Here is a 13844-nt window from a genome sequence, read left to right as displayed (position 1 = left end):
GAAGTTCCATGATTGAACAACAAATGCTGATTGGCGGCCAACAGGTGGGCGCCACGGGCGGTGCGACGTTCGAGCGCCGCAACCCGCTCGACGGCCAGGTGGCCACGCGCGCGCCGGCCGCGACGCCCGACGATGCGCGCGCCGCGATCGACGCCGCCGCCAAGGCCTTTCCCGCCTGGGCCGCGATGGGCCCGGGCGAGCGCCGAGGCCTGTTGATGAAAGCTGCTGCGGCCATTGAATCCAAAGGTGAAGCCTTTGCCGGGGCCATGGCCGCGGAAACCGGATCGTCCGGCATCTGGGCCGGCTTCAACGTGCACCTCGCGGCCGACATGCTGCTCGAAGCCGCGTCGCTGACCACCCAGATCAGCGGCCAGGTCATTCCCTCGAACGTACCCGGCAGCGTCGCGCTGGCCGTGCGCCAGCCCGCGGGCGTGGTCGTGGGCATCGCGCCCTGGAATGCGCCCATCATCCTGGCCGTGCGCGCCATCGCCACGCCGCTGGCCTGCGGCAACACCGTGGTGCTCAAGGGCTCGGAACTGTGCCCCGCAACCCACGGTCTGATCATCGAGGCGCTGCAGGAAGGCGGCCTGCCGCCGGGCGTGGTGAACTTCGTGACCAACGCGCCGGCCGATGCCGGCAGCGTTGTGGAAGCCATGATTGCCCACCCGGCCGTGCGCCGCGTGAACTTCACGGGCTCGACGCGCGTGGGCCGCATCATCGGCCAGACCGCAGCCAAATACCTCAAGCCCGCGATTCTCGAGCTCGGCGGCAAGGCGCCGTTCCTGGTGCTCGACGACGCCGATGTCGACGCGGCCGTGGCCGGCGCGACCTTTGGCGCCTTCGCCAACTCGGGCCAGATCTGCATGTCGACCGAGCGCATCATCGTCGACGAGAAAGTGGCCGACGAGTTCATCGGCAAGCTGGTCGCGCGCGCCACTTCGCTGCCGCTGGGCGATCCGCGCCAGGGCCCGGTGGTACTGGGCTCGGTCGTCGACCAGACCACGGTCGAACGCGTCAACGCGCTGATAGACGACGCGCTCGCCAAGGGTGCGAAGCTGCTTTGCGGCGGCAAGGCGAGCAACACCTTGATGCCCGCGACGCTGCTCGACCATGTGACGTCCGCGATGGACATCTTCTACGAGGAGACTTTCGCCCCGGTCAAGGCCATCGTGCGCGTGCAAGGCGTCGAGCAAGCGATTGCCATTGCCAACGACAACGAGTTCGGCCTGTCGGCCGCCGTCTACGGCCGCGACACGGCGCGCGCCTGGCAGGTCGCGGCGCGCATCGAATCGGGCATTTGCCACATCAACGGCCCGACGGTGCACGATGAAGCGCAGATGCCGTTCGGCGGCGTCAAAAGCTCGGGCTATGGCCATTTCGGCGGCCAGGCGGGCATCGACGCATTCACCGATACGCGCTGGATCACGATGCAGACCACACCGCGCCAATACCCTTTCTAAGAACGTGTTCACGTTCTAAGCCCGGCGCAGCCCGCTGGCCTTGACAGGCATGGGAAAATCAACGCCATACGGGCCGGTCGCAACGCGGTCGGCCTTTTCCCACTCACAAGGCTGCAAACCCATGGACATCAAAGAACAATGCGTGGTCGCTCTGACCTGGACCCTCAAGGACACCCTGGGCGAAGAACTTGACGTGCTCGACGAGCCGGTGGATTTCCTCGTCGGCGGCGATGACCTGCTCAAGGCCATAGAGCGCGCGCTGCAAGGCCACGGCGTGGGCGCCAAGCTCGATCTGCACCTCGAACCCGAAGACGCTTTTGGCGACTACAACGAGAAGCTGATCTTTCTCGAGCCGCGCACGCTGTTCCCGGCAGAAATCGAGGAAGGCATGACCTTCGAAGGCCATGCGCTGCCCGCGGGCACGAACGCCGACGCGCCCAAGGAAGCGCTCTACACCGTCACCGACATCTACCCCGAGCATGTTGTGCTCGACGGCAACCACCCGCTGGCCGGCATCGCGCTGCGCCTGCACCTCAAGGTCGAAGGCGTGCGCGAGGCAACCGAAGAGGAAATCGGCCGCGGCAGCGCGGGCACGGGCTTTTTCCGCATCCAGCCCCCCCAGGCACCGGGCAACGACACTGTGCATTGAACGCACAAGGGACTCCGAGGAGTCCCTTGTTCATTGACCGGATTCAGCGGTAGATCTGGTCGTTTTCAATGCGCACGTAATCTCCAACGTTCAGCTGCGGCGGGTTCGGATAGTCGAACGCGCGCAGGCTGCCGTCGCGGGTCTCCACGGTCACGCGGTAGATGTCGCGCACACTGCCGCCGCCCACATTGCTCTGCACGGCATTGCCCGCGAGCGCGCCGCCGACCACACCGGCCGCCGTTGCCAGCGCCTTGCCCGAGCCGCCGCCGATCTGGTGGCCCACCAGGCCGCCGAGCACGCCACCGACAATCGCGCCACCGGCGCCCACGCCGCTGGAGTCCTGCACGCGCATGGTCTCGATATTGACAATGCGGCCTTGCTGTACCTGGTAGCCCTGGTTGCTGTTGTGCACGGGATAGCTGTTCGGGTAGCCGGCCGCAGGATAGGATGGGGCGGGATAGCTGGCCGTGGGCTGGCCGGGATAGCCGGGCTGGTTGTAGCCGCCCTGGGGGTAAGCCGCGCACGCGGTCAGCGCGGCGACAATGACGCCCGCACCCGCTACGCGGCCCCAACGTTGAATGTTTTGCATGGAAATCTCCTGTTGCGACATGCCGATGCGACCTGGGTCGAGGGACACCGGTCTTCGGCATGGGCCTGTCCCATTTTGACCGGCCTGTCTACCTATAACGGTAGGCCATCAGCCCATGCCGACAGGTTTGACACTTCCTCACAGATAGTGCTTTCGGATACGTCTCAGTTTCCGCGCAGCGCACGCAGCACCTGCGCCCGCGTATCGGCCTGCGGAAAGAACGTTCACCCGCTGGCGGTCGAATCGTCTATGGTCGCGCTTGTGAACCTCCACCTCCAACCCATGAGAAGGCTGCGCCCACCATGACGACATCACGCGCCCACCGGCTGCTCAGTCGCATGGTCCGCATCGAGCCGCACGAAGTGAAAGCCACGCTGCTGGGCTTTTCCTGGTTTGCCTGCCTGCTCTCGGGCTACTACCTGCTGCGGCCACTGCGCGATGCGATGGGCCTGGTGGGGGGCGTGGAAGAACTGCGCTGGCTTTTCACCGCAACGTTCCTGACCATGCTCTTGCTGGTGCCGGCTTTCGGCCTCCTGGTGAGCCGGCTGGCGCCGCGCCGATTCGTGCCCTTCGTCTACCGGTTCTTCGCGCTGACGCTGCTGGGCTTCAGCGCGTTGATGGCCATGCACGTGGAAAGCGTCTGGCTGGGCCGCACCTTCTTCGTGTGGGTCAGCGTGTTCAACCTCTTCATCGTCAGCATCTTCTGGAGCGTGCTGGACGACCGCTTCAGCAGTGAACAGGGGCGGCGCCTGTTTGGCTTCATTGCCGCAGGCGGAACCTTGGGCACCGTGGTGGGCCCACTGCTGGCCGCCGCCGCAGTCAGCGTGTTCGGCCCCATGGCGCTGGCACTGGCTGCCGCGCTCCTGCTGGAATTGGCGCTGCGCTGCTTCCGCGGGATCTACCCGGATCACCGCCAAGCCGGTGCGCAGGATGGCGGCACCCATGCGGTCACGCTGGCCCAGTCAAGGCCGCTGGGCGGGCAGGTGTGGGCCGGCCTGTCATTGATTGCCCGCTCGCCCTACCTGCTGGGCATCTGTGCCTACCTGCTGGCGCACACGGCCGCGTCGACCTTCCTGTACTTCGAACAAGGAAGAATCGTCGCCGATGCCTTTGCCGACACCGCATCGAGAACGCGTTACTTCGCCCTCGTCGATTTCTGCGTCTCGTCGCTGACGCTGGCGCTGCAAGTGTGCGTCACCGGCGCGCTGATGCGAAAGTTCGGCCTCGTGCTGTGCCTGGCCATGCTGCCGCTCGTGACGGTGGCCGCGTTCGGCGCACTTGCGTTGGCACCCACGCTGGCCGTGCTGGCCGGCGTGCAAATCTTCAGACGCTCGCTGGACTACGCCATTGCCCGGCCGGCCAGGGAAGTGCTTTTCACGGTGATCAGCCGTGAGCAGAAGTACAAGTCCAAGAACGCCATCGAGACCCTGGTCTACCGCGGCGGAGATGCGGTCAGCGGCTGGCTGTCGGCGGCGCTGTCCGCGCTGGGGGTGGGGCTGGGCGGCATTGCCCTGCTGGCCATCCCGCTCTCGGCCGCATGGTGCGCACTGTGCGTCTGGCTGGCGCGGCGCCAGGAGGTATTGCGCAGGACCGGCGCGACCCGTCCTGCCCAGGTTTCAGCAACTTTCCCGGAGAAATCATGAACCAAACGCAAGCCACCGGAGTCAACCGCGCCCAGTTCATGCGTGCCACGCTGGCCGCATCGCTGGCCATGGGCCTGCACCAGGGCCTGGCCGCAGCCCCGGCCAGGGCTATGCACCAGCGCAAGATTGCCTCGACCGGCGAAGCACTGCCCGTGGTGGGCTGCGGCACCTGGCGCGGCTTTGGTCATGCGCCCGGCACGCCGGAATACGCGCGTCTGCCTGGCGTGCTCGAAGCACTGTTCGACGCGGGCGGCACCCTGCTCGACAGCTCGCCGATGTATGGCCGATCGGAAAGGACCACGGGCGAGCTGCTGGCGCAATCGCGCCGGCGCAGCCAGGCCTTCCTGGCCACCAAGGTGTGGACCTCGGGCCGGGATGCGGGCATCCGGCAGATGGAGGAATCCATGGCGCTGCTGGGATCCGACAAACTCGACCTGATGCAGATCCACAACCTAGTGGATTGGCAGACGCATCTGCAGACCTTGCGGGGCTGGAAATCGCAGGGCCGGGTGCGCTACCTCGGCATCACCCACTACACCACGTCGGCATTCCGCGAGGTGGAGGCGGTGCTCAGGCGCGAGCCGCTGGACTTCCTGCAGATCAATTACGCCTTCGACGACCAGGGCGCGGCCGAGCGGCTGCTGCCGCTGGCGGCCGACAAAGGCGTCGCGGTGCTGGTGAATCAACCTTTCGGCGGCGGCGGGCTGCTGCGCCGGCTGAGCGACCGGCCGCTGCCGGCCTGGGCCAGGGAAATCGAGTGCACCAGCTGGGCCCAGGTGCTGCTGAAGTTCGTGCTCAGCCACCCCGCGGTCACCTGTGTCATTCCCGGCACCAGCCGGCCCGAGCACATGGCCGACAACGCCAGGGCCGGCCAGGGCGTGATCCCTGATCCGGCCTTCTGGCGCCAGCGTTCGCTGAACCTGTAGCTTGCCTGCCTGCCAGTGGCAGTCCAGTCACGCCAAACGCCAGCTGGTTCTGTGGGCGCTGCGTGGAATCAAGCGGCCTGGCGGCGTTTGATCAAGTCCAGGGCCACATCCACAATCATGTCCTCTTGGCCGCCCACCATGCGGCGTTTGCCTAGCTCCACCAGGATGTCCACCGCTTTCAGGTTGTACTTGGCGGCGGCCACTTCCGAGTGGCGCAGAAACGAGCTGTAGACACCGGCATAACCGAGGGCCAGCGTTTCTCGGTCCACCCGCACCGGCCGGTCTTGCAGCGGGCGCACGATGTCGTCGGCAGCGTCCATCAGTTGGTACAGGTGGGTGCCATGCTCCCAGCCCAGTCGTTCGGCGGCGGCAATAAATACCTCCAACGGCGCATTGCCGGCACCGGCACCCATGCCGGCCAGGCTCGCATCCACCCGGTCGCAGCCTTCTTCGACGGCCACGATGGAGTTGGCGACACCCAGGCTCAGGTTGTGGTGGGCATGCATGCCGGTCTGGGTTTCGGGCTTCAGGATATCTTTGAAGGCCCGGAAACGGGCGCGCACATCCTGCATGCCCAGGGCGCCACCGGAGTCAACCACGTAGCAGACGGTGGCGCCGTAGCTTTCCATCAGCTTGGCCTGCTCGGCCAGCTTTTGCGGCGTGGTCATGTGGCTCATCATCAAAAAACCCACCGCCTCCATGCCGAGATGGCGCGCGTACTCAATGTGCTGCTTGGAGACATCGGCCTCGGTGCAGTGGGTGGCCGCGCGCCTGCGTTGTAGGCCGCCTTGAGGTCGTGCACGGTGCCTATGCCCGGCAGCAGCAAGGTGGCGATCTTGGCATGCTGGACCACATCGGCTACCGCCTCGATCCATTCCAGATCGGTGTGGGCACCAAAACCGTAGTTGAAGCTGCTGCCCTGCAGGCCATCGCCATGGGCCACTTCAATCGAGTCCACCTTGGCATCATCGAGCGCCTTGGCGATCTGGCGGGCCTGGGCCACGCTGTACTGGTGGCGAATGGCATGGCTGCCGTCGCGCAGCGTCACATCGGAGATGTAGATTTTCTTGTGCGGGTTCATCGGGTGCCTCCTCAGGCGGTAACGATCTGCTCGGCCAGCGAGGCTGCCAGCAAGCGGGCGGCCATTTGCTCGGCCGTGCGAAGGCCTGCGCTGGTCATGATGTCCAGGTTGCCGGCGTAAGCAGGCAGGTAGTGGGCCGCGCCCTCCACCTCCAGAAAGATCGAGGTCTTCAAGCCGCGCAGCGCATCGCCCACGCCAGGGATGCGGATGGGCTGGTCGATACGGTCGAATTGCACCCTCTGCTTTAGGCGATAGCCGGGCACATAGGCATGCACCTCGGCAGCCATGCGCGCCACCGAGTCGGCAATGGCGGTTTCATCGGCCAGCTCGCTCAGGGTATAGACCGTGTCGCGCATGAGCAGCGGCGGCTCGGCCGGGTTCATGATGATGATGGCCTTGCCCTTGGTGGCGCCCCCCACTGCCTCGATGGCCTTGGAGGTGGTTTCGGTGAACTCGTCGATGTTGGCGCGGGTACCAGGGCCTGCGCTCTTGCTGGAGATCGAGGCAATGATCTCGCCATAGTGCACCTTGGCCACACGAGAGACTGCTGCCACCATGGGAATGGTGGCCTGGCCACCGCAGGTGACCATGTTCACATTGAGCGCATCCAGATGGGCATTGCCATTGACCACCGGAATGCAATAGGGGCCGATGGCAGCCGGTGTCAGATCGATCATGCGGATGCCGGGCTTGAGGCTGCGCAGGAAAGCATCGTTCTTCACATGGGCGCCGGCGCTGGTGGCGTCGAACACGAAGTCGATATCGGCGAACTGGGGCAGGCCAGCAAGGCCCTCGACGCCTTCATGGGTGGTGGCCACGCCCATGCGGGCTGCGCGCGCCAGGCCATCCGATGCGGGGTCGATGCCGACCATGGCGGCGATCTCGATATGCTGGCCGTGGCGCAGGATCTTGATCATCAGGTCGGTGCCGATGTTGCCGCTGCCAATGATGGCGGCTTTGAGTTTACGGGTCATAAAAGTCCTTTCAAACCGGGTCATGCAGGCTGGCGCTGGTGGGCGCTGGCAGTTGCCAAATAGGGGGGAGCGCTGTTCAATCGGTAAATGCGCACGGCGTTGTCGTGCAGCACGGCCTGTTGCTGGGCATCGCCAAGCGGTGCAATGGCCTCTACAAAGCCTCGCATCACCGTGCCGTAGTCGGCCACCAGGCTATCTACGGGGAAATTGCTGGCAAACAGGCAGCGCTTGTGGCCAAAAATCGCCAGCGTGTCGCGGATCAGCGCAATGTTGTCTTGCGCGCGCCAAGGCTGGCCCGCCAGGCCCAGGCCCGAAATCTTGACAGCGGTATTGGGTGCCGCCGCCAGTTGCTCCAGGGCACGGCGCCAGCCAGCCAGGCCTTCTGCACTGCGATCACTGGGCAGGCCGGTGTGGTTCAAGATGATCAGGGTGTCTGCAAAGTCGCGGGCCAGGTCGGCGGCCTGGTCCAGGTTCCACCAGGGCACCTGCAAATCGAACGTCAGGCCGTGCGGTGCCAGCAGCGCATAGCCCGCACGCCAGCGGTCGTTGTCCATGGAGCCCGCCAAGGCGCTGCTGCGCCTGCCGCCGCGTTCGGTGGGTGTGGGCTTTTGGCGGATGCCTCGCACCAGCGACACGGCGGCCTGGCGCGCCAGCGTTTCTGCCGCATCGCTGGCGGCAAGATCGGCATGCGCCACGATGGCATGGGGCCGGCCATGTGTGGCCGCCACTTCGGCCAACCACAGGCTTTCATCGACCGGGTTGGCACGCGACCATTCCGCTTCCATGTGCACCGTCATTGCCGGGGCAAAGCCGGCGGTGTCTCGAGCGTAATCGGCCGGCAGATAGTTACGACGCAGCGCGCTGTAGTCGCCATAGCGGAAGGCCGGCAGCACCTCATCCTGCAGCCAGGGATAGGGGTTGCGGTCGAGGTTCCAGAAATGGTGGTGCGCGTCAACGAACGGGCGGGCGAAACCAAACAATGCAGGCATGGCAGGGTCAGGACAGTTTCAGTTGCACTTGCTCGATCAGTTCCTTGAATAGCGCGCTGTCACGCTCCATTTGCGCAGCCATCACGGTGTGGTCGCCATACGAGTCGGCGCTGAACTGCAATTTTTTCAGCGTATCGAGCAGCACCGGCTCGCGCGCGGCCTGGGCCGCCGCAGTGCGAAGCACGGCCATGACCGCATCGGGCGTGCCTTTGGGGGCCGCCAACGCACGCCACAGGCTCACGGTGAGGTCGATACCGGTTTCGCGCAGCGTGGCGACTTCGGGCAGATTGCTCAGGCGGCGCTCGGCCATCACGCCCAAGGGGCGCAGGGTGCCGGCGGTCACATAGTTGGCGGCTTCAGCCGTGGTGATCGACACCGCGTCGATGTGGCCACCCAGCAGGGCCTGCAGCGCAGGAGCGCCACCGGCAAATGGGATATGGTTGAACTCCACACCCGCACGCTGGCACAGCGCGAGCGCAGCCATGTGCAAGGTGGAGCCCTGGCCGGCATTGCCCACACGGACGTTGGCGCCGGGCTGGCGGGCAGCGGCCAGCAGGTCGTTCAGGTTTTTGTAGCCGGAATCGGTGCGGGCCACGATGGCAATCGGATCGGCATTGAGCCGGGCAATCGGGCGCACATCATCCGGGCTGTACTTGCCCTGGCCCAGGTGTTTGACGAAAGTGATCTCGTTGGTGGTCAGCAGCAGCTTGTAGCCATCGGGCTTGGCGCCCAGCACATCCTTCATGCCCAACAGGCCTGTGGCTCCCGGGCGGTTGACCACAACGATGGGCTGGGGCAGGTGCGATGCCGCAGACACGCCAAAGGCCCGCGCCACCACATCGGCACCACCCCCGGCCTGCCAGGGCACGACCAGCTCGATAGTGCGCGTGGGAAAGGCTGGCGTGGTTGATTGGGCCTGCACCATCGAGGTACCGGCCAGACCTGCCGTGGCCAACTGCGCCGCGCCCGCCTGAAGCAGCAGGCGGCGCGACAAGGGCAGTGAAGAAAGATTGCGCATGGTTTTGTCTCCTGAAATGGGCCGCTTTTTGTGGCAGCCTCTGGGGAATCAGCGTTGTCGTCTCAGTGGTTGTCGCGCGGCACACGAGAGCCGCTGCAGCCCACCAAAAAGTCCAGGTCCGCGCCTTCATGGGCCTGGGTCACATGATCGATGTAAAGCTTGACATAGCCCCGGCTGGCATGCGGTTCGGGCGCTTGCCATGCGGCGCGTCGCTCGGCCAGTTCGGCGTCATCCACCAGCAGTTGCAACTGGCGCGCAGGCACATCCAGGCGAATCAGATCGCCGCTGCGTACCAGGGCCAGTGGGCCGCCCACGGCGGCTTCTGGCGAGACATGCAACACCACCGTCCCGTAGGCCGTGCCGGACATGCGGGCGTCAGAGATGCGGATCAGGTCGGTAATGCCACGGCGCAGCAGCTTGGGCGGCAGCGGCATATTGCCCACTTCGGCCATGCCGGGGTAGCCCTTGGGGCCGCAGTTCTGCAGCACCATGATGCTGTTTTCATCAATGTCTAGCGATTCGTCATTGATCCGGGCATGCAGGTCTTCTATGGTGTTGAACACCACGGCGCGGCCAGTGTGCTGCAGCAGATGGGGTGATGCCGCAGAGGGTTTGATAATGGCGCCGTTGGGTGCCAGATTGCCTTCGAGCACAGCAATGCCGGCATCGCTCTTGAAGGGTTGGTCCATCGGGTGGATGACTTCGTGGCGCCAGTTGCGGGCATTGGCCACGTTCTCGCCCATGGTCTTGCCGTTGGCGGTCATGGCATCGGCATGCAGCAGGCCGCGCTGGTGCAACTGCTGCAGCACGGCAGGCAGACCACCCGCTTCAAAGAAGTCTTCCATCAGGTACTGGCCTGAAGGCATGAGGTTGACCAGGCAATGCACGTCGCGGCCCAGCTTGTCCCAATCGTCCAGATCCAGCGGCACGCCCACGCGGCGTGCCAGGGCCAGAAGGTGGACCACGGCATTGGTGGAGCCGCCCACGGCAGCAGTGGTGCGAATGGCGTTTTCAAACGCCTTGCGGGTCAGCAATTGCGAGAGGGTGACGTCTTCGCGCACCATGTCCACAATGCGCCGGCCGGCGTCGCGGGCCAGCACATTGCGGCGAGCATCCACCGCAGGAATCGCGGCATTGCCGGGCATGCCCACGCCCAGTGCTTCAACCAGGCAGGCCATGGTGGATGCGGTACCCATGGTCATGCAGTGGCCGTGCGAGCGGTTCATGGCGGCTTCGGCTTCATGGAACTGCTCGATGGTGATGGTGCCGGCGCGCAATTGCTCGCTCATCGAGATGGTGTTGGTGCCCGACCCCACGGTGCGGCCTTCGTAGTAGCCGCGCAGCATGGGGCCGCCCGACACACCCACGGTGGGCAGATCCACGCTGGCTGCGCCCATCAGGAGCGCGGGCGTGGTCTTGTCGCAGCCCATCAGCAGCACCACGCCATCCAGCGGATTGGCGCGCACGGCTTCTTCCACATCCATGGACGCCAGATTGCGGTACAGCATGGCCGTGGGGCGCATCATGGTCTCGCCCAGCGACAGCACCGGGAACTCCAGCGGAAAGCCGCCGGCATCGAGCACACCGCGGCGCACATGCTCGGCAATCTCGCGAAAGTGCGAGTTGCAGGGGGTGAGCTCCGACCAGGTATTGCAGATGCCGATGACCGGCCGGCCATCAAACTGGTCTTGCGGAATGCCGCTGTTCTTGAGCCAGGAGCGGTAATAAAAGCCCATCTTGTCCTGGCGTTCGAACCAGGCGCGGCTGCGCAGTTTTTTGGGTGTGGTGGTCATCGTGAAAATCTTTTGTCTGGCACCGTTTGGACGGGCCGGGGAGGAATGGGCGGGCGCTTTGTCGGGCGTGATTCAGGGGGGCGTGGCCGGGGCGTTGATGTGCGCGATCTGGCGCCACAGGCCGCTGTGGTCGATCTCGCCTTCGCGCGCCACCAGGTCTTCGAACAGGGTGGTCACGATGTTCACCGTGGGGGCGGTAAAACCGGTGTCCAGCGCCACTTCCTGGGCATTGCGCAGGTCTTTGAGCTGCATGGTGGAGCGGGCACGGAGGGTGAAATCGCCATCGACCATGCGCTGGCCGTGCAGCTCCAGCACGCGGCTTTCGGCAAAGCCGCCGCGAATGGCGTCGCGTACCTTGGCAGGATCCGCGCCACCTGCTGCGGCCATTTGCAAGGCCTCGGCAACAGCGGCAATGTTCACCGCCACGATCATCTGGTTGGCCAGCTTGGCCAATTGCCCCGCACCGGACGGACCCACGTGGGTGGCGCGGCCCATGGCCGACAGCAGGGGCTGCACGCGGTCAAACACAGCCTCGTCACCCCCGGCCATGATGGCCAAGCTGCCAGCCTCGGCGGCGCTGACGCCACCCGATACCGGTGCGTCGACATGCTGCAGACCCAGGGCATGCAACTGCAGCGCATGCTGACGCGCCTGCGCCGGCTTGATGGAGCTGGTGTCCACCACCACGGCGCCAGGTTGCGTCCGGGCCAGTGCTTGCGCGGCGCCGCTGTCGAACAGCACCTGCTGGACCACATCGCCGTTTTCCAGCATCACAAACACCACCTCGGCCTGGGCCACGGCTTCGGCGGGCGTTGCGGCCACCGTGGCGCCATCGGCCACCAGGGCCCGTGCCTTGTCGATACTGCGGTTCCAGGCGCACACGGTGTGGCCGGCCTTCAGCAGGCGGCGCGCTTGGTGGGCGCCCATCAGTCCTGTTCCCAAAAATGCGGTGCGCATGGGATGGTCCTGTCAGGCTGTCACTGCGGCGATGCGGCTGGTGGCCGCATTTCTCGGCACAGCCGCGCCCATGCGCACGCACAGGTCAAAGGCACGCTGCAGGCCATGGATCTTGGCCAGCCCCTTGCCGGCTATGTCAAAGGCGCTGCCACTGGCGGAAGTGGCCACGGGCACCGGCAGGCCGCCGTGCAGCGTCACGCCCTTGTCAAAGCCCATCAGCTTCATCGCGATCTGGCCCTGGTCGTGGTACATGCAGACCACGGCGTCAAAGTCGCCACGCTGGGCGGCGATAAACACGGTGTCTGACGGGAACGGGCCCAGCACCTTCTTGCCGGAACGCTGGGCGGCTTGCACGGCGGGAGCAATGATGTCGATCTCTTCGCGGCCGATGGAGCCGCCGTCGCCCGCATGCGGGTTCAGGCCGCAGACGGCTACGCGGGGCGACTCAATGCCGGCCTGGCGCAAGGCGCCCCAGATGATGGCGATGGCGTCCTCCACACCCTGTTGGTCGATGTGGTCGGCTATCTCGCGCACCGGCACATGGGACGTCACGCGCGATGTCCACAGGCATTCTGCAATATTGAATTCGCAGACGAAACTTTCTACCCCGAAACGCTGCTGCATATGGCGCAGCTCGTCTTCGGCGTCCAGGCCACCGATGCGCAGCGAGTGCTTGTTGAGCGGGGCAAACACAATGGCTTGCGCCACGCCAGCGCTCACCGCATCAATGGCTTTTTCCATCGCAATGAACGAGGCGCGGCCGGCTTCCTCGGTACTTTGGCCGCGTACAGGCAGCTTGCCTCCCAGCGTGTCCAGGTCCAGCAGCGTGACGTCGCCGGGGCGCGCAACATAGTCGGCCAGTTCGGTGATGGTGTGGGTGGGAACGTCCACACCGGCAATGGCCTGGCCGTCTTTCCAGACACAGGCATCACCGATCAGCAGCAGGTTAGCGGCGGTACGGTTGGCGGGAAGGGCCAGTAGGCGAGCCATCATCTCCGGGCCGATACCAGCGGAGTCGCCCATTAGGAGTGCGAGAGTGGGAAGGGGGGTAGCTTGCATGTGGACGGTTCCTTGGGTACTTACTCTGCCTTGACGTTGGCGCTGCGGATCAACTGGCCGTAGCGCTCGAACTCTTCCTGGTTGAACCTGGAAAACTGCTCAATGCTCAAAATCTGCACTTCGCCGCCCAGGCCCTTGATGCGCGCGACCGAATCGCTGGCCGTCAGCACATGATTGAGGGCACCGACCAGGCGCTGCACCACTGGCGTCGGTGTGCCTCCGGTGGTGTACAGCGCATACCAGGTGGACACATTGGTAAGGGGCCAGCAAACACACGTTGATATCGACCCGACGCTGTAGGAGGCTCGTGTCCACCAACTTAGGCGGACACATGAACACTTACGGAATAGATTTGATGGGCCGGCGACGCAGGCGGCGGCACAGCTCGGAGTTCAAGGGTAAGGGGCCAGCAAACACACGCGGTCCGGCCCTTGCGCAGAGTCGGCGCTATGCGGTAGCAGTAGGCGGCAACCAGATGTGCGGCAGCAGTTGGTCAATGTCACGTGCCTTGTGGGTGGGCAGCCGCGTGAGCACGTCTTTCAGATACGCATAGGGATCGTGGCCATTGAGTTTGGCCGTCTGGATCAAGCTCGTGATCGCGGCCGCACGCTGGCCGGCCAGCAGCGTACCGGCGAAGAGCCAATTTTTTCTGCCAGTCGCCCAGATTCGCATTTGCTGCTCATCGTGATTGTTGTCTATGGGCAGC

13 protein-coding genes and 1 pseudogene are annotated in these 13844 nt (G+C 65.1%); 4 read left to right on the top strand and 10 right to left on the bottom strand.

From position 1 onward, the window contains the following. The first annotated feature begins 8 nt into the window (after positions 1–8). Together GVL12_RS11340 and GVL12_RS11335 are read left to right on the top strand one after the other, a co-directional pair. The gene (locus GVL12_RS11340; RefSeq protein ID WP_159913927.1) at positions 9–1460 is read left to right on the top strand and encodes an aldehyde dehydrogenase; all 1452 of its coding nucleotides are present in this window, start codon (positions 9–11) and stop codon (positions 1458–1460) included. 121 nt (positions 1461–1581) lie between these two features. Next, positions 1582–2109: a peptidylprolyl isomerase gene (locus GVL12_RS11335; protein WP_159913925.1), complete on the top strand. Its 528-nt coding sequence runs from the start codon at positions 1582–1584 to the stop codon at positions 2107–2109. Between the two features lie 43 nt (positions 2110–2152). Here the strand turns inward: GVL12_RS11335 and GVL12_RS26890 are convergent, their stop codons facing one another. After that, positions 2153–2698 (bottom strand): glycine zipper 2TM domain-containing protein, encoded by a 546-nt coding sequence (locus GVL12_RS26890; protein WP_159913923.1) that lies wholly within the window; start codon positions 2696–2698, stop codon positions 2153–2155. Between the two features lie 302 nt (positions 2699–3000). Here GVL12_RS26890 and GVL12_RS11325 point away from each other — a divergent pair, with 302 nt between their 5' ends. Both GVL12_RS11325 and GVL12_RS11320 read left to right on the top strand, forming a co-directional pair. Continuing rightward, complete coding sequence (locus tag GVL12_RS11325) at positions 3001–4341, top strand: NTP/NDP exchange transporter (RefSeq protein WP_200843686.1); 1341 nt, start codon at positions 3001–3003, stop codon at positions 4339–4341. Beyond that, complete coding sequence (locus GVL12_RS11320; protein ID WP_159913921.1) at positions 4338–5267, top strand: aldo/keto reductase; 930 nt, start codon at positions 4338–4340, stop codon at positions 5265–5267. The genes GVL12_RS11325 and GVL12_RS11320 overlap by 4 nt, the downstream gene beginning before the upstream one ends. A 68-nt stretch (positions 5268–5335) precedes the next feature. Here GVL12_RS11320 and dmpG read toward each other — a convergent pair. The 9 genes and pseudogenes from dmpG to GVL12_RS11275 form a co-directional block, all read right to left on the bottom strand. After that, positions 5336–6348, bottom strand: a pseudogene (gene dmpG, locus GVL12_RS11315) (4-hydroxy-2-oxovalerate aldolase). Positions 6349–6359: 11 nt separating this feature from the next. Further along, positions 6360–7322: an acetaldehyde dehydrogenase (acetylating) gene (locus tag GVL12_RS11310; RefSeq protein WP_159913919.1), complete on the bottom strand. Its 963-nt coding sequence runs from the start codon at positions 7320–7322 to the stop codon at positions 6360–6362. Positions 7323–7342: 20 nt separating this feature from the next. Further along, on the bottom strand, positions 7343–8311 hold the full coding sequence (locus GVL12_RS11305; RefSeq protein ID WP_159913917.1) for an amidohydrolase: 969 nt from the start codon (positions 8309–8311) through the stop codon (positions 7343–7345). 7 nt (positions 8312–8318) lie between these two features. After that, on the bottom strand, positions 8319–9329 hold the full coding sequence (locus tag GVL12_RS11300; RefSeq protein WP_159913915.1) for a tripartite tricarboxylate transporter substrate binding protein: 1011 nt from the start codon (positions 9327–9329) through the stop codon (positions 8319–8321). 62 nt (positions 9330–9391) lie between these two features. Next, the gene (locus GVL12_RS11295) at positions 9392–11122 is read right to left on the bottom strand and encodes an IlvD/Edd family dehydratase (RefSeq protein WP_159913913.1); all 1731 of its coding nucleotides are present in this window, start codon (positions 11120–11122) and stop codon (positions 9392–9394) included. 72 nt (positions 11123–11194) lie between these two features. Continuing rightward, complete coding sequence (locus tag GVL12_RS11290; protein ID WP_159913911.1) at positions 11195–12079, bottom strand: NAD(P)-dependent oxidoreductase; 885 nt, start codon at positions 12077–12079, stop codon at positions 11195–11197. A gap of 12 nt (positions 12080–12091) precedes the next feature. Next, entirely contained in the window at positions 12092–13069 is a 978-nt protein-coding gene (locus GVL12_RS11285) for a 4-hydroxythreonine-4-phosphate dehydrogenase PdxA (protein ID WP_200843685.1), read from the bottom strand. Positions 13070–13158: 89 nt separating this feature from the next. Then, on the bottom strand, positions 13159–13389 hold the full coding sequence (locus GVL12_RS11280; RefSeq protein WP_159913907.1) for a tripartite tricarboxylate transporter substrate-binding protein: 231 nt from the start codon (positions 13387–13389) through the stop codon (positions 13159–13161). 196 nt (positions 13390–13585) lie between these two features. Then, positions 13586–13844: transposase domain-containing protein (locus tag GVL12_RS11275; protein ID WP_159913905.1), on the bottom strand; the 259-nt coding region annotated here is incomplete at its 5' end.

It is taken from the genome of Pantoea sp. 18069 (assembly GCF_902706035.1).
GTDB lineage: Bacteria > Pseudomonadota > Gammaproteobacteria > Burkholderiales > Burkholderiaceae_C > Comamonas.
This window is presented reverse-complemented; position numbering and strand designations above follow the sequence as displayed.